This is a genomic window from Natronospira proteinivora (assembly GCF_024170465.1).
Taxonomy (GTDB): domain Bacteria; phylum Pseudomonadota; class Gammaproteobacteria; order Natronospirales; family Natronospiraceae; genus Natronospira; species Natronospira proteinivora.
Genome location: NZ_JALJYF010000003.1, coordinates 26,212 through 52,892, shown reverse-complemented (window position 1 = coordinate 52,892; position 26,681 = coordinate 26,212). Strand labels below are relative to the sequence as shown.

At 61.9% G+C, this 26,681-nt stretch carries 19 protein-coding genes and 1 tRNA gene; 6 read left to right on the top strand and 14 right to left on the bottom strand.

Annotated features, from left to right (window positions below; all coding sequences use genetic code 11):
- The first annotated feature begins 97 nt into the window (after nucleotides 1–97).
- Nucleotides 98–1,390, top strand: a complete 1,293-nt coding sequence (locus J2T60_RS12700) for an aspartyl/asparaginyl beta-hydroxylase domain-containing protein (protein ID WP_253451027.1) — start codon at nucleotides 98–100, stop codon at nucleotides 1,388–1,390.
- A 42-nt stretch (nucleotides 1,391–1,432) separates the two neighbouring features.
- On the opposite strand, the gene J2T60_RS12695 is transcribed toward J2T60_RS12700, so the two are convergent.
- The 10 genes from J2T60_RS12695 to J2T60_RS12650 form a co-directional block, all read right to left on the bottom strand.
- Nucleotides 1,433–4,066: a M12 family metallo-peptidase gene (locus J2T60_RS12695; RefSeq protein WP_253451025.1), complete on the bottom strand. Its 2,634-nt coding sequence runs from the start codon at nucleotides 4,064–4,066 to the stop codon at nucleotides 1,433–1,435.
- A 51-nt stretch (nucleotides 4,067–4,117) separates the two neighbouring features.
- On the bottom strand, nucleotides 4,118–4,681 hold the full coding sequence (locus J2T60_RS12690; protein WP_253451024.1) for a hypothetical protein: 564 nt from the start codon (nucleotides 4,679–4,681) through the stop codon (nucleotides 4,118–4,120).
- A 232-nt stretch (nucleotides 4,682–4,913) separates the two neighbouring features.
- Nucleotides 4,914–6,104: a DesA family fatty acid desaturase gene (locus J2T60_RS12685; protein ID WP_253451021.1), complete on the bottom strand. Its 1,191-nt coding sequence runs from the start codon at nucleotides 6,102–6,104 to the stop codon at nucleotides 4,914–4,916.
- An 81-nt stretch (nucleotides 6,105–6,185) separates the two neighbouring features.
- Nucleotides 6,186–8,189, bottom strand: a complete 2,004-nt coding sequence (locus tag J2T60_RS12680) for a hydantoinase/oxoprolinase family protein (protein ID WP_253451018.1) — start codon at nucleotides 8,187–8,189, stop codon at nucleotides 6,186–6,188.
- A gap of 60 nt (nucleotides 8,190–8,249) precedes the next feature.
- The gene (mutM, locus tag J2T60_RS12675) at nucleotides 8,250–9,065 is read right to left on the bottom strand and encodes a bifunctional DNA-formamidopyrimidine glycosylase/DNA-(apurinic or apyrimidinic site) lyase (protein ID WP_253451014.1); all 816 of its coding nucleotides are present in this window, start codon (nucleotides 9,063–9,065) and stop codon (nucleotides 8,250–8,252) included.
- On the bottom strand, nucleotides 9,058–9,894 hold the full coding sequence (locus tag J2T60_RS12670; protein WP_253451012.1) for a DUF4340 domain-containing protein: 837 nt from the start codon (nucleotides 9,892–9,894) through the stop codon (nucleotides 9,058–9,060). Before J2T60_RS12670 ends, mutM begins: the two co-directional genes overlap by 8 nt.
- A gap of 13 nt (nucleotides 9,895–9,907) precedes the next feature.
- Complete coding sequence (locus tag J2T60_RS12665; protein WP_253451009.1) at nucleotides 9,908–11,230, bottom strand: GldG family protein; 1,323 nt, start codon at nucleotides 11,228–11,230, stop codon at nucleotides 9,908–9,910.
- 2 nt (nucleotides 11,231–11,232) lie between these two features.
- A complete protein-coding gene (locus tag J2T60_RS12660) occupies nucleotides 11,233–11,985 on the bottom strand; it encodes an ABC transporter permease (protein WP_253451006.1) in 753 nt (250 codons plus the stop codon).
- Nucleotides 11,982–12,932 carry an ABC transporter ATP-binding protein gene (locus tag J2T60_RS12655; RefSeq protein WP_253451003.1) on the bottom strand — a complete coding sequence of 317 codons (951 nt, stop codon included), beginning with the start codon at nucleotides 12,930–12,932 and terminating at the stop codon, nucleotides 11,982–11,984. The genes J2T60_RS12660 and J2T60_RS12655 overlap by 4 nt, the downstream gene beginning before the upstream one ends.
- Before the next feature lie 99 nt (nucleotides 12,933–13,031).
- The gene (locus J2T60_RS12650) at nucleotides 13,032–13,610 is read right to left on the bottom strand and encodes an SRPBCC family protein (RefSeq protein ID WP_253451000.1); all 579 of its coding nucleotides are present in this window, start codon (nucleotides 13,608–13,610) and stop codon (nucleotides 13,032–13,034) included.
- A 164-nt stretch (nucleotides 13,611–13,774) separates the two neighbouring features.
- On the opposite strand from J2T60_RS12650, the gene J2T60_RS12645 reads away from it, so the two are divergent.
- Nucleotides 13,775–15,643 carry a M1 family metallopeptidase gene (locus J2T60_RS12645; protein WP_253450997.1) on the top strand — a complete coding sequence of 623 codons (1,869 nt, stop codon included), beginning with the start codon at nucleotides 13,775–13,777 and terminating at the stop codon, nucleotides 15,641–15,643.
- 64 nt (nucleotides 15,644–15,707) lie between these two features.
- Here the strand turns inward: J2T60_RS12645 and J2T60_RS12640 are convergent, their stop codons facing one another.
- Nucleotides 15,708–16,535, bottom strand: coding sequence for an ion transporter (locus J2T60_RS12640; protein WP_253450994.1), 828 nt, complete (start codon nucleotides 16,533–16,535; stop codon nucleotides 15,708–15,710).
- A 344-nt stretch (nucleotides 16,536–16,879) separates the two neighbouring features.
- Here J2T60_RS12640 and J2T60_RS12635 point away from each other — a divergent pair, with 344 nt between their 5' ends.
- Complete coding sequence (locus tag J2T60_RS12635) at nucleotides 16,880–18,859, top strand: putative bifunctional diguanylate cyclase/phosphodiesterase (RefSeq protein WP_253450991.1); 1,980 nt, start codon at nucleotides 16,880–16,882, stop codon at nucleotides 18,857–18,859.
- 286 nt (nucleotides 18,860–19,145) lie between these two features.
- On the opposite strand, the gene J2T60_RS12630 is transcribed toward J2T60_RS12635, so the two are convergent.
- The 3 genes from J2T60_RS12630 to J2T60_RS12620 all read right to left on the bottom strand — a co-directional run bounded on the left by J2T60_RS12630 (nucleotide 19,146) and on the right by J2T60_RS12620 (nucleotide 22,390).
- On the bottom strand, nucleotides 19,146–21,347 hold the full coding sequence (locus J2T60_RS12630; RefSeq protein WP_253450988.1) for a PDZ domain-containing protein: 2,202 nt from the start codon (nucleotides 21,345–21,347) through the stop codon (nucleotides 19,146–19,148).
- Nucleotides 21,348–21,369: 22 nt separating this feature from the next.
- The gene (locus tag J2T60_RS12625) at nucleotides 21,370–22,023 is read right to left on the bottom strand and encodes a response regulator (RefSeq protein WP_253450985.1); all 654 of its coding nucleotides are present in this window, start codon (nucleotides 22,021–22,023) and stop codon (nucleotides 21,370–21,372) included.
- A 291-nt stretch (nucleotides 22,024–22,314) separates the two neighbouring features.
- Nucleotides 22,315–22,390 (bottom strand) — tRNA-Phe (locus tag J2T60_RS12620).
- Nucleotides 22,391–22,555: 165 nt separating this feature from the next.
- On the opposite strand from J2T60_RS12620, the gene J2T60_RS12615 reads away from it, so the two are divergent.
- From J2T60_RS12615 to egtD, 3 genes are all read left to right on the top strand, one after another.
- Nucleotides 22,556–24,316 carry a serine hydrolase domain-containing protein gene (locus J2T60_RS12615; RefSeq protein ID WP_253450982.1) on the top strand — a complete coding sequence of 587 codons (1,761 nt, stop codon included), beginning with the start codon at nucleotides 22,556–22,558 and terminating at the stop codon, nucleotides 24,314–24,316.
- A gap of 38 nt (nucleotides 24,317–24,354) precedes the next feature.
- Nucleotides 24,355–25,629: an ergothioneine biosynthesis protein EgtB gene (egtB, locus tag J2T60_RS12610; protein ID WP_253450979.1), complete on the top strand. Its 1,275-nt coding sequence runs from the start codon at nucleotides 24,355–24,357 to the stop codon at nucleotides 25,627–25,629.
- Nucleotides 25,630–25,715: 86 nt separating this feature from the next.
- Nucleotides 25,716–26,681 (top strand): L-histidine N(alpha)-methyltransferase, encoded by a 966-nt coding sequence (gene egtD / locus J2T60_RS12605; protein WP_253450976.1) that lies wholly within the window; start codon nucleotides 25,716–25,718, stop codon nucleotides 26,679–26,681.

Here is a 26,681-nt window from a genome sequence, read left to right as displayed (position 1 = left end):
TGTCCGTCTCTCAAAAGGCCGCAGCAGCACTTGAGCTCTCATCCACTCACAAGCGACAATCATTCGGTCCCGGCCACATGTCCATGGAGAACGCGGAATGAGATTGTCGTTGCAACAGGCAGCCAGCCAGATGAAGCAGGGCCAGCTCGGGCAGGCCAGGCAAATCCTGGATGCCATTTTGGCACAAGCACCCGACAACATTGAGGCCTTGCAGCTTCGTTCACGACTGGCCCGTCAGGAAGGTCAGGCTGATCTGGCTCGGGAGATGTTGACCAAGGCAATTGCCCGAGACCCCAAGCGTGCTGTTCTGCATTTCGACCTGGGCGTATTGCTGCTGGATCAGGAGCAATACCGGGAAGCGATCGACTGTTTTGAAAAAGCAGACCGGGTACGGCCCAATGTCCCGCATATCCTGCTGCATCTGGCGAGCGCCCTGGAGAATGCGGGTGAGGACTATCAGGCCGCGGTCGCCTACCAGCGCTGCTGGAGCTTGGCGCTGCAAGGTGGTCAAGGTCTCAAGCAATTGCCGCCGCCTCTCCAGGAGGCTGCCATGGGGGGGAAGCAGAAGGTCGTCGATATCGTCCGCCGTACGCTGGAGGACCGCTTACGGACCATTCGTGGGAGATACCCTGACGCGGATCCGTCGCGAATGGAGCGGCTCATAGCCTGCCTGTCGGGCGAAGCGACCGATGATCAGCCGCATCCTGGGCAACAACCGACACAACTATTCTTTCCGGGACTACCGGATGAGCCCTTCCTGGACCGGGAACGACCCCAGTGGGTCAAGGCCATTGAAGCGAAGACCGACGTCATTCGCGAGGAGTTTCTCGCCCTCTCTGAAGACAACAGCCTGATCAAGCCCTATATCAATTTCGATTCCAGCTCCCCCACCGCCGAGCATTGGAAGGATGTCAATCAATCGCTGGCCTGGGGCAGCTGCCATCTCTATAAGCGGGGCGAGCTGGTAAAGGAAGTGGCCGAGCGCTGCCCGGAAACGATTGCAGCGCTAGAGCAGACACCAATGATCAAGATTCCCGGCCATGCTCCGGAGATCATGTTCTCCGTACTAAAACCGCATACCCGAATCCCGCCCCATCACGGTTCCGTCAATGGTCGGCTTATTGTTCATCTGCCGCTTATTGTTCCAGAAAACTGCGGGAAACTGCGTGTGCGTGGCGAGGCCCGTGGCTGGGAAGTGGGCCGCTGCATGATCTTCGATGACAGCTACGAACACGAAGCCTGGAACGAGAGTGATGAAACCCGGGTAGTGTTGATCTTCGACATTTGGCATCCGGATGTCAGCGAAATGGAGAAGGAGGCCTTTTCAGAATTCAACCAGGTACTTTCCCGCATGAACCGCGATATTTTTGGAGATGAAAGTACTCCATAGCCGCCTCATACACCGGTTCATGTACCGGAACTGCCTCTAGCATCAGCCCCTATGCATCCAACGGCGACGGGCCGTCCAGATCAAGGCCAGCAACAGCATGCCCCAGAGCATGGGATCGGGGCGACTGTTGTCGCCGGGAGTCAGGCTGCAGCCGATGCCACTGGAGCTGTCGTCGGGACAGGACGTAGTGGTGCTGCTCTCGGGGCCGGCGGTATCGATTAGATCATGGTCGTTCACCGCTTCCACCCGCCACTGATAGGTGGTCTCGCAATCCAGCCCGGTGAGGCTGGCGCTGACGGTTTCAGCACCGGCATCGGAGGCGTCCACGGTCACGGTGGTGTCTTGAGCGAAGTCGGTGCTCTCGCCTTCCCCGGCTTCGCTGCCGTATTCCACCACCAGGGTCACGGCCCGGTCGCGGGTGTCCAGGGTGATCTCCAGGTCAACGCTGTCACGTCCGGCATCCACTTCGGCTGCGGACTCAATCACCGGTGAGGTGGGGTTCAATTCAGCCGCCAGATCGGTGATATCGGCCTCCCGGGGTGAGCCAACCGCCGTGGTGGACGCCGCGTCATAACCACGGGCGCTCACGGAAACAAAGCCGTATTCCACCAGGGCATCGGCCTCGAAGGCGAACTCGGCTACTCCCGAGGCATCGCTGTTGACCTCCAGGGAGGGCGAGTCAGAATCCGCCTCCAGATTGGCCAGCTCCAATGTAACCGTCTCACCCTCCAGCAGTCCGGTAACCTGGCCGCCAACTTGTCGGGGCTGGCCGTTGAGGCTCAGCTCGCAGCCGCCGCTATCATCCCGGCAGTCATTCCAATCGACTTCCTTTTCCTCCACCCCGCTACCGGCGAAGCGGAGGCGCAGCTCATCCTGCTCGTCTTCCATGCTGTCGGGCATGCCCAGGGTGAATTGCCCCTCCGCATCACTGCTGCGGGTATTGATAACCGTGCCATCGGCATCCAGGCCACTGACTTCCACATCCGCTACCGTATTGCCGTGGGCATTGTGAAGCTGGCCGGAAGCCAGGATCAGGCCTTCGGTAAAGTCACGCACGGCCACTTCCACATCCTGGAAGGGAGCGCCGCTGTCCACTTCAAAGACAAAGCGCACCGTATGCTCACCGGCCTCTTCCAGTTCGAAATCCCCGGACCGCCATTCACCATCGGCTTGGCCCTGGGAATCGAACAACACTTCACCATCCTGTTTTACCCACAGATGACGGTCATCGTTACCCGCCGGCAACTTCCATTCGAAACCGAAGATATCCGGCCCCATGAGCTGCATTTCCACATGGCTGGATTCGCCCCCGGCCAGCGAGCCACTGAAGGCGGTGGGTTCACCGTCGTCGCCATCACGGACCCGCCAGATGGCATCGCCTTCGGAAACCACATCGCCCACCACTTCAAAGGCGGCTTCCAGAGGATAGTCCGGCTCAAAATAATCGGCCACCCAGTGGTCGGTAAGATCCACCACCCGGCTGTTTTCCCGCTCATCGGCAATGCCGCTGGGCGAACTCTCCCCCGACGGAATAATGTCGGCATTGGAGAAATGATCCACCTCGGGGCAGTTCAAGGAGCTCTCGTCAGTGCACTGATTCCAGTAGGACATGATGGTGCGAAATTCCATATCGATGAAGTGCCCGAAGGCGTATTCCCGAATGGCACCCGACGGCGCCGGGCCGTTGGCCGGATCATGATGCAGCCCAAGGTTGTGGCCGATTTCATGGGCCATGGTCACGTTCTGCAGGCAGCTGAAATTCGGCTCGGAATTGGTAATGGAATAGCCCGAGCCGGGATTGAACTGCGCCGTCGTGCTGGGTGCCCAGGCAACGCCACAAAAGTTGGCATAGTTGCCCACCAGGGCCACCAGGTCGGCAGCGTAACGCTCCCTCAGGGCCGTAATCTGGGCATCGCTCGCCATCTCACCCAAGTTTTGCGAGCCATCCGCGGGTTCATCCAGGTCCACCGGATGCAGGCCCACCACCCGAATGCGGGCGTCATTCTCGCTGTTGAAAAAACCGGTGTTGGTGACATCGGCCGCGCTGCGCATGACATCCCGCAGCAGCAATTCATCACCCACATCGGCCATCGCCTGGTCGGTATAGACCAGCAAGACATCTATCACCGCCGGCTCATCCGTGTCTTGGGGGGCTGTTTGGGCCGGGGCGTCCTCGCGGCTTTCCGGTACCGGAACACCCTCTTCCGGATGGGGTGGCGGTAGATAATCATCGCTCTGCTCGCCCAGCCACTGTCGGCCCTGGGCATCGCTGCGCAGACTATATCGCTGGCCTTCCACCCGCAGGCGGCCGGTAACCCGGCCGTCATTGACGGTGTAGGTGGCGGTACCCACGGCATGGGCGCCGCTGTAGAGCCGGCCCCGCCAGGTGAAGCTGCGTTCCCCCCGGTGCTCGATTTCGCCGGTGACGGCCCGCAGGTTGAGGCCCTCGGGCAAAGTCAGCTCATGTTGCTCGCCCAGCAGTTGGGCGGGACTCACCGCCACCGGCCGGGGGGATTTAAACCAGTCCTGGTCCAGCATCTTGGGCATTTCGCTTGCCGCCGTTTCCGGCAGCGACTGCATGAATCGTTCCTCGCCGGCGGAAAGGGCAGTGGCGGCGGTAGCAAAACCCAGGGCTGTCCCCAGCGCCAGGTTGCGAATAGTGGTCCCGTTCAACATGGTAATTCTGCTCCCTAAATTGATTTTTTTGTGCTGGTCGCAAACGCCCCGCTAGGCCGGCCCTTCTTCTTCGTCGGGTTCTTCTGGGGTCAGTGGCCCGCCGGGCGGATGGGGGTCCGGCAGGCGGGATTCGTCTACCCGCAGCAGGCGGTGGCTGCCGTCGGACTCGGTCTGGAGCACGTAGCGGCGCCGCTCGAGGCGGAACTGACCTTCAAGGCGATTGTTCCGGAGGCTGATGGTGAAACTGCCGCCGGCACCTTCGTCCAGAGTGGCGTCGCCCCGAAGCACGCGGCGGGGATCGCCCTCGGTATCGCGGATGCGCAGATTCACCCGGCCCAGTTCCGGCAGGGTCATAAAGCCTTCCAGCTGTTCACCGGCCGACAGGCCCCGCAGGGCGTCGATATCCACGGCGACCCGCCAGGCAGCATCATAGGGACCGTATGCATCCGGTTCGCTCACCGGTTCGTTGAGGCTGACCACCGTATTGGCTTCGGCGGTATCGGCTTCGGAAGGCGTGGTCTGATCGGCTTGCGCTTCGTCTGCCACTTCCTGGGCACGGTCGTTGCCGCAGGCGGCCAGCAGGATCAGGCAGGCGATGAGGGCAATGAATTTCACTGGGGATCCTTATCTTCAAACAAACTGGGCCACTCGGGGCAGACAGTAACGCTATTTCTCTGCTAAAACAGGCACTAGGCGCATCAGACACTGACGCTGGTATAGCGTATCCAAGTGCGAGAGCCAATACTGAGAACTCCGTCACAGAAATGGTAGAGCGGGCTATCGGGCACAAAAACGGGGCCCGGTGGAGCCCCGTTTTTTGGGTGCTGCTTGTGCCTGCCTGTAAGGCTCAGGCCGCCTGGGGCATGCGATAGCGCTGGAGGCTGCGGGCGAATTCCTGGAGATGGCGAATGCCGGATTGCTCGGCTTCCCAGCACCAATTCTTGAAGCGCTGCAGCACTTGCTCATTCTGGGCCGTGGTCTCCCAGATGGACTTGAGCTGCTCCCGGTACTGATAAATCGTTTCCAGGGTGCCGTGCTCTTCCAACAGGTTGTCCAGCCGCTCGCGATCCTTGCTGTCCAGCAGCTCGGGCTCGCGAATCAGCAGGCGCCGGGCCCGGCGGATCATACGATGTCCCCGGTCACGCAGGGATTCGCGAATGGCGGGGATGGTCACACTGCGGCTGTAGGCGCGCAGGACATGCAGACGGTTGGTCACCACAGCACGCACGGTTTCCAGGTCCGGATAATGTGGTTCGTTTTCGGCCTCCTTGAGCAGCGGCTTGGGGGCCACCCGGCGAACGCGGGCCAGGCCCACTGCACTTAAGGTCTTGAGCCAGACCCAGCCGATGTCGAACTCCCAGGGGCGCAAGCTGAACTTGGCGGAACTGGGAAAGGCGTGGTGATTGTTGTGCAGCTCTTCGCCGCCCAGGATCAGGCCGATGGGCGTGACGTTGGTGGCCGCATCCCGGCACTCGAAGTTGCGATAGCCCCAATAATGGCCGATGCCGTTGACCACCCCGGCGGCCAGCAGGGGAATGGTCATCATCTGAATGGCCCAGATGGTCAGGCCCAGGACGCCCAGCAAGCTCACATTGAGCACCAGCAGGAGGCTGACGCCGAGAATGGGTAAGCGGGTATAGACATTGCGTTCCAGCCAGTCGTCCACGGTGCCCCGGCCATACTTTTCCAGCGTTTCCGGCTTGGCGGCTTCCTGCTGGTAAAGCTCGGCGCCCTGGAAGAAGACCTTGCGCAACCCCATTACCTGGGGACTGTGGGGGTCTTCTTCGGTTTCGCAGCGGGCATGGTGCTTGCGGTGAACCGCCACCCAGGCCTTGGTGGTCATACCGGTGGTCATCCAGAGCCAGAATCGAAAGACATGACGAACCGCCGGATGCAGGTCCACCCCTCGATGGGTCTGATCCCGATGCAGGAACAGCGTCACGGCCATCACCGTGAAGTGGGTGGCCAGAACGGCATACAGCACATAAGCCCAGCCGGGCAGGCCCAGAAGACCGTCTGTCAGAAGATTCAATGGCATGATGGAAAAATCGCTCCCGGAGATACAACACATGGTGACCGGCCACCGGGTTACCCCGACGGCCCGCCGATCATAAACAGTCTAACGTGATTGGGCGACGGATTCGTGACAAATCAGACGCAGATTGCCCAGCCGGTCTCGTTTCACCGACCAGCCCGCCGCTACCCAGGTGGTGCCGACGGCATCCGCCACCCGCAATGGCCCGTCCAGGGGCTGATCCAGCGGAATGGCATCACGATGCAACAGTCTTGTATTAGGACTCCCCCCGCTGAAAGCAAGTTCCTCTGAGCCCGAGCTTGGGGACGCCGATGATGACAGACGGTGAATCGCCTCTTCCCCGGCCGCCGACACCCGCAGGGTAACCAGTTCCACCGGCCGCTCCAGGGCATGGCCATAGGCCTGGCGATGGGCCTGGTGAAACTCCGAGGCCCGGGGCAGTCCACCGGACCAGGGCAGGTTCAGGGCATGGGCCTGGCCCTGGTAGCGCAGGTCCACCCGGTAGTCCAGACGGATGGCCTCGGCGGCCACCCCGTCGCTGACCAAACCGGCCCGGGCTTGCTCGGCCAGATCGGCGAAAGCGGCCTCCACATCGGGGCCCGTCAGTTCCGACAGGGGCCGAGCCAGGGAGCGGGATAGCTCCCGGGTCGGCGGGGTCATGGTCATGCCCAGTGCCGACAGGACCCCGGCGTGGACGGGCACCAGGGCTTCATCCATGCCCAGGCGTTCGGCCAGGGCACAGACATGCAGGCCGCCGGCCCCGCCAAAGGCGGCCAGAACGAAGTCCCGGGGATCCCGGCCCCGTTCCACCGAGATCACCCGCAGGGCCCCGGCCATGGCTTCTTCCACCACCGTGAGCACGCCCTGGGCGGCGGCTTTGAGATCGCAGTCCATGGCCTCGGCCAGGGGCTGTATGGCCTGCTCGGCGGCGGCCCGGTCCAAGCTCAGGCCACCGCCGAAGCCGCCCTCGGGGATCCGCCCCATGATGAGATTGGCATCGGTGACCGTGGGCTGGCGCCCGCCGCGCCCGTAGCAGGCCGGGCCCGGGTCGGCCCCGGCCGAGGCCGGCCCCACCCGCAACACCCCGCCTTCATCCAGGTAGGCAATGGAACCACCCCCGGCGCCGATGGTATGCAGATCCACCATGGGCACCGGCACCGGCAGACTGGATTCCCCGGCATTGATGTGGCCGTTGTCGCTCAGGCGGATCTCCCCATCCAGCATGGCCACGTCACTGGACGTGCCGCCCATGTCGAAACTCAGCAGGCGCTCGGACTCGATCTGCCGGCCGATGGCCATCAGCCCGCGCAGCCCGCCAGCCGGGCCGGAGAGCAACAGATGCACCGCCCGATCGGCGGCATTGGCCGCGTCCATCAGCCCGCCGCTGCTTTGCATGATTTTCAGGTCGCTGTCCGGCAGGGCCTGCTTGAGCCGCCCGATGTAGTCCGAGACCCGGGGCCCCACATAGGCATTCAGCCAGGTGGCCATGCCCCGTTCGTATTCCCCGTATTCAGGCAAGACCGAGGAGGACAGGGAAATAAACAGGCCCGGGCCCGGCCCCTTGTTAAAGGCCTCCGAGAGGGCCTCGGCCAGGCGCTGCTCATGGCCGGGGTCGCGGAAGGAGAACAGCAGATTGATGGCCACCGACTCCACCCCGGCGGACTCCAGGGCCTCGATCAAGGCCGTCACATCGGCCGGGTCCAGCGGGGTCAGCTCCCGGCCCTCGGCATCCAGGCGGGCCGGGACCGAGAAGCGCGGCATGTCCTGCAGGGGGCCCCGGTCGCTGGGCGGTTGCAGGTCATAGAGACGGCGGCGGTTCTGGCGGCCGATCAAGAGCAGGTCTTGGAAACCGGCATTGCCCACATAGGCGGTGCGGGCGCCCTTGCCTTCCAGCACCGCATTGGTGGCCACGGTGGAGCCGTGGGCCAGGCGCAGGCCGCGACCATCCAGGCCCATGGCCCGAATCCCTTCCAGGATGGCCTTTTCCGGGGCCTCGGGGGTGGACAGACACTTGTGCACCCGGACCTCATCGCCGTCCAGCAGGACGAAGTCGGTGAAGGTGCCGCCGGTGTCGATGCCAAGCATCATGCTGTCTCTCCCAAGCCGTGAACGTCGCGGTTGATCATACGGTGTGATGCCCCGAAAGAACTAGCGCTGACAGCGGGGACAGAAGTAGGTGGCCCGCTGGGCGATCACCTCCCGGCGGATCAGGCTGGCGCAATGGGGGCAAGGCGTCGCGGCCCGGTCGTAGACCGACAGGGACTGGCTGAAATAGCCGGGCCGGCCATCGGAATCACTGAAATCCCGCAGGGTGGTGCCGCCCTGTTCGATGGCGGCGGCCAGGGTGGTCTTGATGGCATCGGCCAGGGCGGCATAGCGGGCGCGGCTGATACGCCCGGCCGGACGGCGGGGGTGGATGCCGGCCAGAAACAAGGCCTCGGAGGCGTAGATATTGCCCACCCCCACCACCGTGGCCGAATCCATCACAAAACCCTTCACCGAGGTGCGACGGCCCCGGGAACGGCGATAAAGCAGCTCCCCATTGAAGGCCTCGGACAGAGGTTCCGGACCCAGGCCCATGAGCCGGGGGTGCTTGGCCAGCGGGGCCTGGGTGAATAGCAGAAAGCCGAAACGGCGGGGATCGTTGAAGCGCAGGCAATGGCCGGTATCCACCACCAGATCGATATGGTCGTGCTTGTCCGGGGCCCGGCCATCGGTGATCACCCGCAGGCTACCGGACATGCCCAGATGCCAGATCAGGTGGGCGCCATCCACGTCGATCAAAAGGTATTTGGCCCGGCGGTCCACGGACTGGATGCGGCGCCCGGCCAGATTCTCGGACCAGGCCGGGTCCACCGGCCAGCGCAGGCGTGGCTCACGCACCACCAGGGTCTCGATGGTCCGACCGCTGAGAAAGGGGGCCACACCCCGCCGGGTGGTTTCGACTTCCGGTAGTTCAGGCATCCGGCAACAGGGCGTTTTTCTGCTCGAGGGGGAAACGGTAGCGTAGCCCGGTCTCCGGGTTGGCCAGTACCAGGGCGGACTCGGATTCAATGATCCGGAAATGGGCCAGCTCACCATTGGCGAGATGGACTGTGACGCTGGGGACCTCGTCCGCCTCGGCGGTGTCCGTCCAGGCCAGCACCGAGGCCGCCTCGGCCTGGCGCCAGTTACTCAATAGCTGACTCAGGTCCGTGGCCGACAGGCGGGTGTCGCCCTCAAGGGCCCAGGCCCCGCTCTCATCCCGGGCCAGGCGGCCCTGGGGGAATTCAATGGCCTCGATGGGCGCTTCGGAACGCAGCAAACGGCGGTCGATGATGGACTCCACCTGGCGGTCGAACTGGAAAAAGAATACCTCATCCAGTAGCAACACTTCCTCATTCATGGCCAGATAGCGGCGGCGGTTTACCGGCTCGGCATCCCCCACCGTGATCTCGGTACCGTCCACGTGGATGGCCAAGTGAGGAGCATCCAGGCCAAAGCGGACCGGGTCCACGTCCTCCAGGGCATAGCGGCCATGCACCGGCAGACGCAGCAGGCTCACCAGACGTCCCATGCGTTCCGGGTGCAGGGGAGCGGCGATGGGTTTGATCAGCTGCCATTCGCCGTCCACCTGCACCGCCTGCCATTGCGTCAGGCCTTCGGCCTCCACCCGCAGGGTCTGGATGGAGGCAAGGGGTTGTTCCAGCAGGGGGTCACCGCCGCCCCGCTCGGACAGGGAGAGATAGAACAACCCGGCGATGACGGCCAAGCCGCCCAGCAGGGCAATATTGAGTCGAGCTCGGCTTCCCATGATCCAACCCCGCTCAGCGGCGACGACGCCACCAGACCCACAGGCCGGCGGCCAGGAAAAGACCCGGCAGGATCATCAAAAACAGCACCCCGATGGCGGTATAGGCGTTGCGGCTGAGATCCAGCTGACGGTCGGGGGCACTGCGCACCGGCACCGACAAGGTGACCGGATCCGCCGAGACCCAGTTGAACAGGCGCTGGCCCAGTTCCAGATTGGCCCCATTGCCGATGAAAGCATTGCTGAGAAAGGCGGTGCTGCCCACCACGGCCACCCGCTGTTCCCTTTCCATGTCCTCGTCTTCCAGATTCCGGGTCATCAGCATACCCAGATCAAAGCGGCCACTGCCCAGGCGCTGGCCGTCCAGATCCACCAGCCAGGCATCGCGGCTGGTGGAGAGGATGGGCTGGCGGTCCCAGTCATCCACGCCGGAAGCATCCACCATGGTGACATGGGGGAAAAGGGTGACCGCCTCCATGGGCTCGGTGACCGAATCGTCTCCGTAATTGAAGATCAGCACCATGCTCGGGTCATCGATGCCCAGGGCCTGGCCGGTCTCGTCCTTGACAGTGGCCTCGGGCAGGCCCAGGCCCAGCTTATCGGCCAACTCGGGCATGAGATTGCCGTAGGGGTCCACCAGCCAGAGCAAATGCCCGCCATCGGCCACATGCCGCCGGACCCGGTCCATCTCCCCGGGCAGCCATTCGCCCCGGCTGCCGGCAATCACCAGCACGGCGGTGTTGTCCGGAATACCGTCCCGGGCGATATTGACCCGCTGAATCTGCAGGCCCTGATCCTGCAGCTGCTGGCCCAGCTGGCCCAGATCATGGTTGGCCTGGCCCATTGGGTCCGGCTCACCATGGCCCTGGGCGAAGACCACGAAGCGATCCGAGGCCCGGGCCGCACGGGCCAGGGCGTTGGTGATGCCGGCCTCGGTGAAGCGGTCCACGGCTTCCCGCTGATCGCCCACCTGCACGAAAATCTCGCCGGCCTGGGTAACACCAAACTCCCGGCTGCGCTGGGGTTCCAGGTCGGGATCAATGAATTCCAGTTCGATCTCCGATTCCACCTGGCGATAACGATCCACGATCCGATCCACCCGCTCCCGCAGGGCCGGCTCATCGCCGATAAAGGCGACAAAACGGATGGGTTCGTCGATATCCCGCACCAGGGTTTGACTGGATTCGGAGAGACTGCCCCGGGCCCCGGCGGTCCAGTCGGCGGTGACATCGAAGCGCACGCTGAGCACCGCCAGGCCGATCACCACCGCCAGCAGCAACAGCACCGTCACCCCATTCTGGGCGCGATTAAACCAACGTGTTCGGGCATCGATTTTCATGGTCAGCTCTTGAGACGTTCCGCATCCAGACGGTGCATGGCCAGGCCCAGAAATAGCCCCATGAACAAGAGGTAATAGGCCACATCCGACAGCGCCACCTGGCCCCGGGTGAGATTCTGGAAATGGCCGATGATGGAGAGATAGGCCACCAAGGGGGCGTCTTCCGCGCCGGGACTGGCCCAGTCAATCATCCACAGCAATAACAACAGGCCGAAGGTGGTGATGGCGGCGATCACCGGCTGGCGGGTCAGGGACGACATATACAAACCGGCCGCGGCAAAAGCCCCCACCAGCAACCACAGGCCCAGGGCACCGGACAACCATTTGCCCAGATCCAGCTGGGTGCCGATCTGCAGGCTCAGGGGCATGAGCGCCACCACGCCCACCATGATGGTGAGCAGGGCCAGGATGGCCAGGAACTTGCCCATCACCACCTGCCAGACGGCCACCGGCGAGGACTGCAGCAGGCGCAATGTGCCACTGCGGCGTTCCTCGCTGATCAGACGCATGGTCAACAGCGGCACCACCAGCAACAGCAACATGGCCGCGGTGGCGAACAGGGGGGCGGCGATCATGTCGGTCACCCCGGGGGCTTCCGGCTGGCCGGCGAAGGCCGGCTGGAGTTGATCCACCCAGGTATCCACCTGAATCAGAAACACCCAGGCATGGATAAAACCGGTCACCGCCAGCACGGTCCAGGCAAGGGGGGAGAGAAAAAGACTGCGGAGTTCACGTCCGGCAATGGCCAGCATCATGCGGCGTCGGCCTCCTCGCCACTGGTGAGGGAGACAAAGATCTGTTCCAGGTCCCGGGTCTCGGGTTCCAGGCGATACAGGGACCAGCCCCGGTCCACGGCCAGCTGGGCCACGGCCGGAGCCAGTTCCTTATTGCCGGCATGGTGCAGACGAAACTGCCCCGGGCCCAGGGTTTCCACCCGGCTGACACCGGACAACCCGGCCAGCGGATCCGCCTCGGCCTGTTCGGAGAGATGCAGCTTGAGGCGACCACCACCCTCCCCTGCATCACCCAGCTCGGCCATGGGGCTTTCAAACACCAGCTGCCCCCGCACCATGATCTGGACCCGGCTACAGACGGCTGCCACTTCGGGCAGGATGTGGGTGGAAAGAATCACCCCGTGATCCCGCGCCAGGGTCTGAATCAGGGCCCGAATCTCGCGCACCTGATTGGGGTCGAGCCCCACGGTGGGTTCATCCAGGATCACCAGCGCCGGCTCGTGAACGATGGCCTGGGCAATCCCCACCCGTTGCTGATAGCCGCGGGAGAGCTGGCCGATGGGCCGGTGGCCGACGTCGGCCAGACCGCAGCGTTCACGGGCAGTCTCCACCGCCGCTTTTACGCGGCGCCGGGGCAGGCCTCGCAGACGAGCAGCGAAACGCAGGTATTCGTCCACGGTGAGTTCCGGGTACAGGGGGGGATGCTCGGGCATGTAACCGATATGGGCCTTGGCCTGGGCGGGGGACGCCAGCAGATCAATGCCGCAGATCTCCACCTCGCCCCGGCTGGGGGCCAGGCAACCGCTGAGCATGTTCATGGTGGTGCTCTTGCCCGCCCCGTTGGGGCCCAGAAAACCCAGCACCTCGCCGCGTGCCAGAGAGAAGCTGAGCGAGGAAACCGCGGTCTGTCCGCCGTAATCCCGGCCCAGCTCCCGGCACATCACCAAGTTGTTCTGTCCCTCGTCCATTCAAGCAGTATCCCGTAGATGCAACGAGCCGGAGTGTAACCCAAAAGAATCGCTTTGATAGTCCCCCGATCACCCTCGTGATCCGGCCCGGCTGTGGGACTAAGGCGAATCATTTTCCGGGCTGTCATCCCGCTCCTCAGGGAAGGGCGTGCGATCGGCCTCGGTGCGTACCTTGAGGTGGGTAAGGCCACTCAACATGGACTCCCCCAAGGCGTCCTGGCGGAAATAGATCATATACCGATCCAGAGGGTTGGCACCGGCTTCCAGGTCCACCGACCAGGTCACCCGCTGCCGGGTCCGTTCCGGTTCGATTTCAAAGCGCCCTTCCCCCGACATGCGCGGCCCCACACTGAGATGGTGAACCACAAAGGCACCGTCCTCGGTATTGCGTACTTCATAGCGCCCATCGGGCTCCCGTTCACTCTGCCATTCCAGGATCAGGCCTTCGCCCCGATCCTCGCCCACACTATGAATCTCCATCGCCGGATCCCGCTGGGCCCAGGGGGACCAGTCCGGAAAATGTTCGGGATCGATCAGGTAATCGTGAATCAGCGAGGGAGGTGCCTGGATGGCCAAGCTCCGCTCCACCGTCACCTGGGCCGGCATGAACAAGGCGATAATCACCAGCAGCAGGAGGGCAGCCAGCAAGAGTCCGAGGGAATAGATTAATTTGGACATGATGCGCCTCGCATAATGAGCAATGCCCTTAGTGTACCGATTCCATCGCTTGGAACCACTGCCCCGGACGGGCCGAGCATGTAAACTGACCGTTCACAAGACACCGGCCTCAGCGGGCCGGACGCTGATCCATCAACGGTGACCCGATCGAGGGGGAGAGACCGATGCTTCGCAAGATGATTCCCGGATTGGCCCTGGCGGGCCTGTTGCTCACTGCCTGCTCTCCGGAACAGGAGGCCCCCACCGTGGTGGCCGATCCCCACAGCCATGCCGACCCCACCCAGTTCCGGGTCCAGCATGTGCATATGGACCTGGATGTGGATTTCGAGCGTGAGGTGCTGGATGGTTGGGCCCGACTGGATGTGCGCCGAATTACGCCCACCGCCGAGACCCTGACCCTGGATACCCGGGCCCTGGATGTTCACAAGGTGGAGGTCCCCGAAGGCGAAGGCTGGACGGAAACCGACTTTGAAATGGGCGAGGCCCACCGGCACCTGGGCGCTCCCCTGCACATCAATATGCCCCCCGGCGCGGAACAAGTGAAAGTCCATTACACCACCAGCCCCGATGCCTCGGGATTGCAGTGGCTGGATCCGGCCCAGACCGCCGGTGGCGAGCATCCCTTCCTGTTCAGCCAGGGCCAGCCCACCCATGCCCGCAGCTATGTGCCGCTACAGGACATGCCCCAGGTGCGCATCACCTATAGTGCCGAATTGCGCCCGCCGGAAGGGCTGTTTGCCCTCATGAGTGCCGAGAATGACCCCCATGCCGAACGGGACGGGGTCTTTCAGTTCAACATGCCGGAGGCGGTGCCGCCCTACCTGATCGCCCTGGCGGTGGGGGATATCCACTTCGAAGCCATCAGCGACCAGGTGGGGGTCTATTCCGAGCCCCGCTACCTGGACGCCGCGGTAGAGGAATTCGCCGTGACCCAGGACATGCTGGAGGCGGCCGAGGTCCGTTTCGGGGAATACGACTGGGGCCGCTATGATCTGCTGGTACTACCGCCCAGCTTCCCCTATGGCGGCATGGAAAACCCGCGGGTGTCTTTCGTCACCCCCACCATCATCGCCGGTGACGAAAGCCTCACCTCATTGATCTCCCATGAACTGGTGCATTCCTGGGCCGGCAACCTGGTAAACAATGCGGCCTGGCGGGACCTGTGGCTGAACGAAGGCGTCACGGTGTACATGGAATACCGCAACATGGAAGACGTCTATGGCCGGGAACGGGCCGACATGGAATCGGTGATCGGCTACCAGGGCCTGCAATCGGCCCTGGATTCCCTGCCCGAGGAGCGCCAGATTCTGGCCGTTGATCTCAGTGATGCCGCGGCCGACGAGGTATTCAGCCTGATCCCCTACCAAAAGGGCCGGCTGTTCATCACCGAGATCGAGGAACGCTTTGGCCGGGAAGCCACGGATGATTTCCTGCGGGGCTATTTCGACCGTTTCGGTTTCCAGGCCATTACCACCGAGCAGTTCAAGGAGCATCTGCTGGAGAACCTGATTGAAGGCAATGAAGATGTGATGTCGGTGGAACGCGTCCGGGAGTGGATTTATGAGCCCGGCATGCCGGAGGGTTATCCGGTGCCCCGCTCGGAAGCCTTTGAACGGGTGGATGCCTTGAGCGAACAGTGGCTGGCCGACGAGGCCGGCATCAGCGACATCCGGGAGGCTGACTGGCACGCTCTGCAGTGGATCTATTTCCTCAACAATCTACCGGAGGAGCTCTCCCGGGCCCGGCTGGATGCTCTGGACGAGGCCTTTGATCTGACTGGCTCGGCCAATTACGAGATTGCCGCCGCCTGGCTGGAGATTGCCATTCGCAATGACTACGGCCCGGCCATGGACCGCCTGGAAGAATTCCTGATGGAGGTGGGCCGGATGAAGTTCCTGAGTCCGCTCTACAGTGCCTTGGCGGAAACCGATGCCGGGCGTGAAAAAGCAGAAGCCATCTATGAACAAGCCCGTGCGGGTTATCACCCCCTGGGGCGGGAGACGGTGGAAGCGATCCTTTATCCGGAGGAATAAACCTTCTCCATAAGGGATAAATCAAACGGGGACGGCGAAAGCTGTCCCCGTTTTTTGCGTGCCGCTACTGCCTTCGCTCCAATCGGTCCACCTTGCTGTGGAGCTCCTCGATCAGATGCATCATGCGCTCTCTTTCCCGGTGGGCCTTCTCATCCCGCTCCGCCTGCTTGGCCTCCTCTTCGGTCCAGTGCAACTCCTGCATGGAATTGACGATGATGCCGATGAAGAGATTCAGCACCGTGAACGAGGACATCAGGATGAAGACAATGAAGTAGACCCAGGCAAAGGGATAGACCTCCATCACTGGACGGGCAATATCTTCCGACCAACCCTCCAGGGTCATGATCTGGAACAGGCTGTACATACTCGCGCCCACATGACCAAACTGACGCGGGAAGTCCTCAGCAAACAGTTCCGTGCCCATTACACCGAACACATAGAAAACAATCAGCAGCAATAGGCCGATCCAGCCAATGCCGGGAATGGCCTTGAGCAGGGATTCGGTGACCACCCGAAGATGCTTCACGGTGGACAGCAGACGCAGCACACGCAGGATACGCAGGGCCCGCAATACCGACAGACCAGCGGAATCCGGCACCAGGGAAATAGCCACAATCAGGAAATCAAAGACATTCCAGCCATCACGGAAGAAGCGCGGCCCCCAGGCCAATAGTTTGCCGCCCACCTCCAGCACGAAGACCGCCACGATCACGCGATTGATCCAGATCATCCAGTCCCCGGCCACGGCCCGGGCTTCGGGCGAGGTCTGCAGACCCAGGATGACGGCATTGATGAGAATCAGGGCAACGATGAAATTGCGAGGCCAGGGGCTCTCGATCCAGTTGCCCAGCACTTCTCTCCAGGATGGGTTTGTCTCCCCACGGGCTGCCATCTGTTGCTCTCCTGCCGGAATGCCTGAAAACGGCGCATTCTACCTCATATGCCGAATGGCCGTGCCGCCGTACATCACCCTTCCAGGACCTCCCAAGCACAAGGGGGTTGGCCTTGGGTCATCCTTGCGATAGTTTGTGCTCAAGTGATATGGATGATTTTTATGGCCGCGTGTAAGCCAATTAATTTCATGGAAGGCGGCACGGGCTTTACATAAGGAGGGTTACCCATGGTCGTCCCTCCCTGCCCCGCTTGACGCTTCCTGCCAGGAAGCGTCGACGTCGGCCCAATTTGCGCCACTCATTCCCCAGGCCTTCTTTACATGAACGGCTGGAGCGCTGCTGAATGACTGCGGATACAGAACGACAGGTTCGCGCCGAAAGATTGCGAATCCTCTACCACAGCCACCGCGCCAGCTATGTGGCCGCGCTCGTAGTGGCGGGCCTGGCCGCCTTGTTGTTCGCCGACAAGGCGAGCCAATGGCTAATTAACCTGTTTCTGATCTGGATCCTGTTGGCGGAAGGCAGTCGGGCCATCACCCAACTCTTGTTTTACTGGCGAGGGGAAAGCCGCCTGGCTCTCCAGTTGGAGGCCTGGGAATGGACATTCATCATAACCGGACTGTTCGCAGCCACCGCCTGGGGTTTTGCCGGTTTCATCTTCTTTACCCCCGATGATCCTACTTACCAGGCCAGCCTGGCCCTGGTACTGGTAGGGATCAACGCCTTGGCAGCCGCTGCGGCTTCCTCCCACTTTCGTTTCGTACTGGGTTTTTTCGCTATAAGCACGCTGCCGTACCTGCTGCAGCTGCTGTTTGGCGCGGGGGAATTCAGTCTGCCCCTGTTGGTAATGATGCTGGCGGTGGGGGTCGTTCTACTGATCACCGTCTGGTGTAACCGTTGCAATCTCACGGACCTGCTGGAGCTGCGATTCTCATACTCCAATATGGCCCAGGACTTGGCCGATGAGATCTTTGCCAAGCAGGAGACCGAATCCCGGCTGGATCGGCTGGCCCGCTACGACCCGCTCACCGGGCTGGCCAATCGCAGTCTGTTCCGGGAAGAATTGAATCATCGCATCAGCGATCAAGACCGGCGGGGCCAACGCCTGGCCGTGGTGTTTGTGGACATTGACCGCTTCAAGGCTGTAAATGACTCCCTGGGCCATGCCGCCGGTAATACCATTCTGGAGGAAATCGCCCATCGACTGAGAAGTCTGCTGCCGGACCAGGATTTACTGGCCCGGCAGAGCAGCGATGAATTCCTGATCTGCCTGCCGCTCTCCGACACCCGGCATCGCCTGTCTCACCGCCTGGATCAGATGATCCAGGCCATCAACCAGCCGCTAACCGTTGATGACAATGAATTGCGGATCAACTGCTCCATTGGCGTGGCCTTCTTCCCGGATGATGCCCATTCGGCCGAAGCCCTGATACAGCATTCGGACCTGGCTATGGCTCGCGCCAAGCAGCGCGGTGGCAACACCTATCAGTACTTCCAGGCCGAAATGCATCATCAGGCGATGCAACGCCTTTCCATGGAATCGGCCCTGCGCAAGGCCCTTAATGGCAATGAATTGCATCTCAATTACCAACCTCAGGTGGATGCCAGCACAGGCCGGGTGGTGGGGGTGGAGGCACTGGCCCGCTGGAACCATCCGGATCTCGGCCCCATTTCGCCGGGTGAATTCATCCCCCTGGCCGAGGACACAGGACTGATTGGTCCCTTGGGCAAATGGGTGCTGGCGGAAGCCTGTCGGCAAGCACACCACTGGCTCAGCGTGACCGAATCCCGCTTCTATATGTCGGTAAACCTGTCGGTGGGGCAATTCGACCGCAACCATCTGCTGGAGGATGTACAGGAGATTCTGCGGGACAGCGGTCTGCCGGCGGAGAATCTGGTATTGGAAATCACCGAAAGTCTGGTGATGGATGATCCGGAGCACCATATCCCCTTGCTGAGGGAGCTCAAATCCCTCGGCCTGCAGCTGGCGCTGGATGACTTTGGTACCGGCTACAGCTCAATGAGTTACCTGCGTCAGCTCCCCATTGATATTCTCAAGCTGGACCGGCAATTTGTCCGCAACGTGGCCGGCAGCGACGAAGAAGCGGCCATTGCCCGGGCCACCATCACCATGGCCGACGAGTTGGGCCTGCATGTGGTGGCGGAAGGAGTGGAAACTGCGGAACAGCTACGCTGGCTACGCCAGCAAAATTGCCATCTGGTACAGGGGTTCTTTTTCAGTCGACCGCTTGAAGGGGCCGACTTCGAGGATTTAATCCGACTACCCCAGGCCAAACTGAACGAGCATTGGCCCGAGTACTGACACCATGCAACCCCGCCAAAAAAAAAACGCCCCGGCCGAGCCGGGGCGTTGCTTCCCGCGCCATTTGACGCGACCCGACACCGATGGTGCCGATTTCGAGAGGCGACCCGCGTTCAGTACCCAGTTGACGGAGTCTTACCCTCTCCCCTCCACTGTTACAGCATGGACCTCATTCGCCGTGCCGCCCCGGGCATCCAAGCCCTCAAGCGACACTCTCAGCTTAGTGCATTGCCGTGAATCCGCCACCCCCCACATGGGGTGCACCAGAGAGGGGGCTCGTCCTCGTCTAGACGGCGAGTGGCAGGGAAAAACGCACCTCGAGCATCCAGTCCTGTCCGGCTTCCCGACGGATGGATGTCTGTAATTGCCCACCCAGTTCCTCCATGCGGGTGCGCATATGATACAAACCGCGACCGGGGCGCAGCTCGCCGCTCTCAATCAGGGATTCGGGCAGACCATTATTCACCACCGAGCCTTCCAGGCCACCTTCCACTGCCTCCAGACGAACCCGCACCCACTCGGGTTGAGCATGGCGCAGGGCATTGGTCAGGGCCTCGTCCAGTACTCGCCGCAGATTGATTCGGTAGCGGGGGCTCAGGGCCGCCTCGGCCAGATCGCCACTGTGATTTTCCCACCGCAAGGTCACATCGGCCGCGTCGGCCCGCTGGGCCGCCTCCTCATGCCAGTCGAACAGCACATCATCCAAGCTGGTACTACCCTTATCGTCCAGGGCCACGATGGTATCCCGCAGGGCATCCAGGGCCTTGCGGGCCAACTCCGCCTGCCGATCAGTGGTGGCGGAGTGAATCAGGGCCAATACTCGCCCCCCCACATCGTCATGCAGATCCCGAATGATGCGGGCGCGTTCGTTCTTGGCCCCTGCCTCCTCGGCTTCCCGGATCCGGAACAAACGCCGCGCCACCGTGAGCAGGGACTCCACAGTACGACCATCCCGACTACTGAACAGGCGGCTACCATTTTCAGCGTGATGCAGACAGTAGGCCGCGCCGTCTCCGATGCTGGGCACCATCAACTCGGCACCGTATTGCCGAATGCCCACCGCCTCGGCGGGCCCTTCAAGGGTCTGCACGGAGAGAGGGTTGAACAGGGACTCGAGGGTTTCAATCCAGCGCTGATCGGCCCCCTCCAGCCCCCGGGCCTGGACAATCGATTCCGCCAGCCCGGGCAGTTTCTCTTCAATTGCCCGCCGGGGCCGACCAGTCAGCATGGACCAAATCCATCCCCGCAGGGGAAGATAGCCCCAGGCTACTAATAGAACGGCCAGGCCCACCGCCTCCACATGCCCCAGGCCAAGAAACACCACCAGCGCCAGGTCGATCAACACCACCAGCAAGCCGCCCAGGAACCACAGCCAGGCCAAAAACCACCATTGGTCCAGATCGAAGAGTCGATAACGCACCACCCCCAGGGCAAAGCCCACGTACAGGGTCACCGCGAAACCGGAAATGAATATCTGGGGGAAGAATGGCTCCTGCCCCATGAGGGTGGGCACAAAATAAATCACCATTGCCACGCCCATGCTCAGGAACACCGACAGAAATATCCATTTCAGAGCGGCCCGGTCCACCGGATCATGACGGGACATGCGCCATTGCTGCAGCGCCAGCAACACCGCGACAGCATAGAAAGCCATCAAAGGCAGATAGAAGGTATGCCAAGGCAAATCCAGCAGTTGCAGGTTTTCATTCAGCTGATACAGGACAAGACCTGCCAGGGTTCCGTGCAACAGCCCCACCCGAGGCACCCGCCGGGGATAGTTGGACAGCAGGCAAATCAAGCCGGCCAGCAGTAAAGCCAACCCCACATGATTGATCCGCAGCAGAGTGTCGAACAGGGGCGTGGACAGGGCCAGTTCCCGGCCAACCCAAACCGCATGGGCACCGGTCGCCATGAAAAAACCCACACCGGACAAGGCCAGAAAGGCGGGCGCCTTTTCTCCCTGGCGAAAGACCCAGGCAGCCGCACTGATCATGAGCGCCATCAGACCGAAAAGGTGGAATAGCCAGAAATCCAGAGGCAGGGACCCGAGAGGACGTAAGTCCCGGGGCTGAATTTCCACCTGGGTGGAATCCGTCTTCAGGGTGACGCGCTCCTGGGACAGGGCCTCATGAATGAGGCCCTGAAAAACCAGATAATCATTGTAAGCGGCAAAGCTGTAACGGGTATGGGGCTCAAGCGTGGGGTCGTAATCGTTCAGGGACAGAAGAAAGGGGGCATGCCCCACGGCGATGATTCGGTCGCCAACCTCGAGCGTCTCCTCCGCCGGTGACCCCTCCATCACCCGAGTGACTACCACGCCCGCTTCCTCCGAAGGGGCTACCGTGACACCCAACCAGGGTCCGCGCAAAGCCAGCACGAGACTCAGGGCGATCACCACCAGGCCGGCAACGAGAATGCAGGCGAGCATGGGCAAGGGAGCCATGCTCACGGAGCGGCGGCGGGCTGGTGACGGAGCAGCTGCCGTCATCTGTCTCCCTCGCGACCCAGCATCAATTGTCGTTGTGGCCCGTTCCCACCAGACCATAGCCAATCGCCTCGCGAATGGCCTCGGCCCGTCCGGACACATGCAACTTGCGATAAATGGATTTCACATAGCCGGCCGCGGTGTTAGCGGTAATATCCAGCGCCTTGCCGATGTCATGCCGATTAAAGCCCCGGGACAGCAGGCTCAGGACTTCCATCTCCCGATCCGTCAGCTTCGGGGCATCGGGTTCGGAACGGCGGGCACCGCCGGCCAGGTAGCGGAGAATGCGGCGAGAGACGCCCGGAGACAAGGGGGGATCGCCCCGGGCAATGCCCTTGAGCTGGGTCACCAAGCGTTCGCGCGGCTGGTCCTTGAGCAGATAGCCCTTGGCGCCGGCCCGGATGGCCGCGAACAGATGCCGGTCGTCATCATAGATGGTGGTGACCACAGCGAAGGTGTCGGGGTAGTCTCCCTGGATATCCACCAGAATATCCACGCCACTCCCATCGGGTAGGCTCAGATCCACCAAGGCCAGATTATAACCGGCGTCCAGGCGGCTCTTGGCCCCGGTCAGGGTGGCTTCCTCATCCACCACGGCCCCCGGAAACGCCTCCCGGGCCAGTGCCACCAGCCACTCGCGGGTATCCGGGTTATCTTCAATGACCAGAATGGATTCCATGAAAGGCCCTCAACGATCGCAGAACGAATCTGCATCCCATGACGGCTAGATCAGCCGGACACCGCCCAAGTGTACTCAGAGAGCGGCCCGGATGCACCTATCCCCCTGAAAATGACAATTCTCAGCCATCCTGAACGAAGCCAAAGCCAGCTCACCGCCCACTCAGTTTTCAGGGCTTCACGGCTTGATTCGTTGGGGTTGTCGAGGTGGCGAACGCCACTTAACAATGGGCTCGACTTCCTCAACATCGGCGTCGAAGGCTCTGACAAGTACAAAAGGGGGAATCAAGAATGGTGGCCAGGGACGGAATCGAACCGCCGACACGGGGATTTTCAATCCCCTGCTCTACCGACTGAGCTACCTGGCCGTATCCAAAGCAGACTTTTTCGACCACGGACGCGGGACACGCCTGCGGGAAGGGGCGTATTAAACCGTCCACGGGCCTTCCCGTCAAGGGGCGAAACCCATTTGGCGACAAATCGCCCGCAGGCGCTAAACTGGTCCCTACCCACATCAAGCCCTGGTCATCACCATGCAGCGTGTGCGCACACCCGGTTTTCTGCTACTGGCACTGTTCCTGGTTGCCCTTCCGGCGCTCGCCTCAGCCAACCATTCCGAAGCCGCATCGGACTCGGTGGCGGCGCAGCTGGGCAAGTGGAGCTTTTCCGGCCTGATCATCGAAGGTCAGGGGGATCAGCTTACCAAGCTTCATGCCCTGGGCTGGGCAGACCGGGAGGGCCGCCTGCCCTTTGGTCCCGACACCCGCCTGCCCTGGCTGTCCTTGAGTAAATCGCTCACAGCCGCCTTGCTGTTGCGTATGGAAGCGGATGGCCAACTGGCCCTCTCCGATACCCTGCCCCGCCATTTCGACGGGGTGCCCGGGACCATGAGCGCCATGACGCTGGAACAATTGCTGAGTCATCAATCCGGTCTGGCGGCCCAGCTGCGCCATCCGGGCGCTGAAGGCCCACCCGAATTCGAAGCCATTGACCGGGCCACCCTGGAACAGCGGGTCTGGCGCAGCGAGCCCCTGGCGCGGCCGGGGCAACAATTCATCTATTCCAATCTGGGCTACAACCTGGCGGCCGCGGCGGCGGAAAGGGCCGGGGAATTGGATTTTGCCAGCCTGCTTGAAGCCCGGCTGTTCCAGCCTGCGGGAATGAATTCGGTGCATCTGGGCCGGGGGCCGGCGGGCAGCGTGGAGGCGACGGCGTATGAGCTGGGCTATCGCTGGGGCCGTTTCAGTAAACGGGCCTGGCCCGAGGGCAAACCAGGCTGGAATCTGATCGGCGCCGGTGGCCTGAGTAGCGATAGTCATGGCCTGATCGATCTGCTCATGCTGATTCGAGGGGCGGAACCCATGGCCGAACTGGCCTCCAATTGGCGCCGGGCGCGGCTCACCACCGCCAGTGGAGAAGCCTATGGACTGGGTCTCAGCCGTAGCGAGGATGCCCAAGGAGAACGAATCGGCCATGAGGGAGGCTTTGGTCCGTTCTCCACGGAAATCGCCTGGTGGCCGGAACAGGATCGTTGGCTGATCATTGCCAGCACCACCCGGCATTTTCGGGCCTGGGATGTTCGGCGCCTGCTCAGTGATCCGGACAGGACTCTGCCGGCAGTACCCACGGAGTCCCTGGCACTGGACCTGGCAAGCGGCCGCCATTGGCGGGTCCATCACCCCGAGGGGGGTTGCTGGCTGATCAGTCCCCGGGAGGATCGCCTGGAGATCCGCAGTGAAGGTCCGGGCGCCAACCAGTCCCTGCTGGGCGCCGCCTCCGACCGTCACGATCAGGTCATTACCCGGGCCCATGTGGATCGTCTACGGGCCTTGCTGAGCGAAACCGAACACCGCCCATCGGCCCGGGATTCACGCGAGGCCGCGGTGATGCGCCAACTGCGTGAAGAAAGCCGTGATCACTTGCAGGACCGGCTTGAAGGTATTGATGTTCTCAGTCACCAGACCGATGTCCATGACGACACTACCCACTACAGCGAGTTTCGCCTCCGCAGTCGCCAGGACAACGTGGCCCTGCGTATCCGGCAGGATGCATCGGGGCATTGGCGTGAGCTGGAATGGTCGCCCCGGGAAACCGGGGTAACCGCCGTTCTAAGATCCATAGACGACGCGCGTTTAAGCGGTATTGAAACCCATCGTCTTGAAGCCACGGAGGAACTGCACCTGCAAGATGATGGCCGGCTGATCACCGAACAGGGCTGGCGATTGAACCTCAATCAGCGAATTCCCGTCTCAATGCATGACGGTCTTTTTGACAGCCCCTGCGGCCCTGACTAATCTGACCATTCACTCGCTGACCATCACCGGGAGCCACCATGAGCGTCATTCAGTCAGTGACCGCCAGCGAGTCCGGCAAAGACCTTCTGAGCCGCTTCCAGGCCACGCGGGCCCAGAGTGAACAGCTGTGCAAGCCCCTTTCACCCGAGGACATGACCGTCCAGACCATGCCGGATGTGAGTCCAAGCAAATGGCATCTGGCCCATACCAGTTGGTTCTTTGAACGCTTTCTCCTGCAGGAACTGGCCCCGGATTATCGCGTTTTCCATCCTCGCTTTGATTACCTGTTCAATTCCTATTACTTCACCCTGGGGCAGATGTTTCAACGCCCGAGAAGGGGTCTACTCAGCCGCCCAGGGGTCTCGGAGATTCTCGACTACCGGGCCCATGTGGATGCGGCCATGGCCACCCTGATCCGTGAGCGGGGTGATGAGCCGGCCGTTGCCCGGCTGGTGATACTGGGCATCAATCATGAACAGCAGCACCAGGAACTGATCCTCACCGATATCAAGCATGTGCTGGGGAGCAATCCCCTGTGGCCGGCCTATCATGACAAGGCACCATCGACGGCAAGCCCGCCCGAGGCCTTGCAGTTCCATGCCGGCGTGGATGGCATTCATAGCATCGGCTATCAGGGTGATGATTTTCATTTCGATAATGAAGGCCCCGGACATCAGGTGCTGATCCGTCCCCACACCCTGGCCCACCGGTTAATCACCAATGGGGAGTACCGGGATTTCATCCGCGACGGCGGCTATCAAGACCCGGCCCTGTGGCTGTCCGATGGCTGGTCCACAGTCCAGAATGAGGGCTGGAATCGGCCCCTTTACTGGGGCGAGGACCTGGAAACCCTCTTTACCCTGGCCGGGCCCCAGCCGCTGGACCCCCACGCCCCGGTCTGCCATGTCAGTTTCTATGAGGCGGAAGCCTTCGCTCGCTGGGCCGGTTATCGCCTGGCCACGGAAGCGGAATGGGAACTAGCAGCACGCCAGCAATCGCCCCAGGGTAACTTCCAGGATGACGGCCTGTTCCAGCCACGGGGACTTGAAAAAGACCGTGGCAAACTGGGCCAGCTCTACGGGGATGTCTGGGAGTGGACCGCCAGCCCCTATGCCCCCTATCCCGGCTATGAACCACCCAAGGGCCCGGTGGGGGAATACAACGGCAAGTTCATGTGTAACCAGATGGTCCTGCGGGGTGGTTCCTGCGCCACCCCGCAGGACCATATCCGGGCCAGCTACCGGAACTTTTTCTACCCGCATAGCCGCTGGCAATTCAGCGGCATCCGATTGGCCAAGGATTTGCCGGGCTGAAGGGCTGCGGCCCGGCCCGGCAAAAGACCGCGACGAACACCGTCGGCATTGGCCCATAACCCCCTTGGACAGGGATTGGAAAAACCATGATAAGCAAGAAGAAAAAGGATGCCCTGCAGGATCAGCAACCCTCCGCCCAGACGTTTCTGGCCGAGGTCATTGAAGGCTTGTCCGCGCCGCAGAAATGGATTTCCTCCATGTATTTCTATGACGCGGAAGGCTCCCGTCTTTTTGACCGCATTTGTGAATTAAGCGAGTACTACCCCACTCGCACGGAACTCCAGATCTTCAATGAGCATATCGATGCCATCCGGGATACCCTGGGCGAGTCAGTGCTGCTGATTGAACCGGGCAGTGGCAGCAGCCTCAAGACCCGAACCCTGCTGGCGGCTCTTCGTAATCCGGCCGCCTATGTGCCCGTTGAGATTTCCAAGGATCACTTGCTGGCGGCGGTCCAACGTCTGGAAGCGGAATTTCCCCATATCCCCATCCTGCCGGTCTGCGCCGACTTCACCAGTCCCTTTCAAATCCCCAAGCCGGAGCAGCCTCCTCAACGCAGTGTGATTTTCTTCCCCGGCTCCACCATCGGCAACTTCGACCCGGAGGATGCCGTTGAGCTATTAAAGACCATGCGAAACAAGGTGGATGACAACGGCGGGCTGCTGATCGGCGTGGACCTGCGCAAGGACCCCATGATCCTGGAAAAGGCCTATAACGATCATGATGGGGTCACGGCCCAATTCAATCTGAATCTATTGAGACGCATCAACCGGGAGCTGGATGCCGACTTTGATTTGGACGCCTTCAGTCACCGGGCTGTCTGGAACGAGGCCCAAAGCCGTATTGAAATGCATCTGGTCAGCGAACGAGAACAGACGGTCACCGTGGGCGGGCAGGCTTTCCATTTTCAGGCAGGGGAATACATTCTCAGTGAGTCCAGCTACAAATTCACCTTCCGGGGGTTTGAAGCACTGGCCGCCCAGGCCGGCTGGACGGTGAAACGATGCTGGACCGACAACCGGGAATGGTTCTCGGTCCAGTATCTGGAGTAA

What these genes read in the sequence shown, in the direction of transcription:
- J2T60_RS12700 (WP_253451027.1), top strand. Translation starts at nt 98, where the DNA reads ATGAGATTGTCGTTGCAACAGGCAGCCAGCCAGATGAAGCAGGGCCAG.
- J2T60_RS12695 (WP_253451025.1), bottom strand. Translation starts at nt 4,066, where the DNA reads ATGTTGAACGGGACCACTATTCGCAACCTGGCGCTGGGGACAGCCCTG.
- J2T60_RS12685 (WP_253451021.1), bottom strand. Translation starts at nt 6,104, where the DNA reads ATGCCATTGAATCTTCTGACAGACGGTCTTCTGGGCCTGCCCGGCTGG.
- J2T60_RS12680 (WP_253451018.1), bottom strand. Translation starts at nt 8,189, where the DNA reads ATGATGCTTGGCATCGACACCGGCGGCACCTTCACCGACTTCGTCCTG.
- mutM (WP_253451014.1), bottom strand. Translation starts at nt 9,065, where the DNA reads ATGCCTGAACTACCGGAAGTCGAAACCACCCGGCGGGGTGTGGCCCCC.
- J2T60_RS12670 (WP_253451012.1), bottom strand. Translation starts at nt 9,894, where the DNA reads ATGGGAAGCCGAGCTCGACTCAATATTGCCCTGCTGGGCGGCTTGGCC.
- J2T60_RS12665 (WP_253451009.1), bottom strand. Translation starts at nt 11,230, where the DNA reads ATGAAAATCGATGCCCGAACACGTTGGTTTAATCGCGCCCAGAATGGG.
- J2T60_RS12660 (WP_253451006.1), bottom strand. Translation starts at nt 11,985, where the DNA reads ATGATGCTGGCCATTGCCGGACGTGAACTCCGCAGTCTTTTTCTCTCC.
- J2T60_RS12655 (WP_253451003.1), bottom strand. Translation starts at nt 12,932, where the DNA reads ATGGACGAGGGACAGAACAACTTGGTGATGTGCCGGGAGCTGGGCCGG.
- J2T60_RS12650 (WP_253451000.1), bottom strand. Translation starts at nt 13,610, where the DNA reads ATGTCCAAATTAATCTATTCCCTCGGACTCTTGCTGGCTGCCCTCCTG.
- J2T60_RS12645 (WP_253450997.1), top strand. Translation starts at nt 13,775, where the DNA reads ATGCTTCGCAAGATGATTCCCGGATTGGCCCTGGCGGGCCTGTTGCTC.
- J2T60_RS12640 (WP_253450994.1), bottom strand. Translation starts at nt 16,535, where the DNA reads ATGGCAGCCCGTGGGGAGACAAACCCATCCTGGAGAGAAGTGCTGGGC.
- J2T60_RS12635 (WP_253450991.1), top strand. Translation starts at nt 16,880, where the DNA reads ATGACTGCGGATACAGAACGACAGGTTCGCGCCGAAAGATTGCGAATC.
- J2T60_RS12630 (WP_253450988.1), bottom strand. Translation starts at nt 21,347, where the DNA reads ATGACGGCAGCTGCTCCGTCACCAGCCCGCCGCCGCTCCGTGAGCATG.
- J2T60_RS12625 (WP_253450985.1), bottom strand. Translation starts at nt 22,023, where the DNA reads ATGGAATCCATTCTGGTCATTGAAGATAACCCGGATACCCGCGAGTGG.
- J2T60_RS12615 (WP_253450982.1), top strand. Translation starts at nt 22,556, where the DNA reads ATGCAGCGTGTGCGCACACCCGGTTTTCTGCTACTGGCACTGTTCCTG.
- egtB (WP_253450979.1), top strand. Translation starts at nt 24,355, where the DNA reads ATGAGCGTCATTCAGTCAGTGACCGCCAGCGAGTCCGGCAAAGACCTT.
- egtD (WP_253450976.1), top strand. Translation starts at nt 25,716, where the DNA reads ATGATAAGCAAGAAGAAAAAGGATGCCCTGCAGGATCAGCAACCCTCC.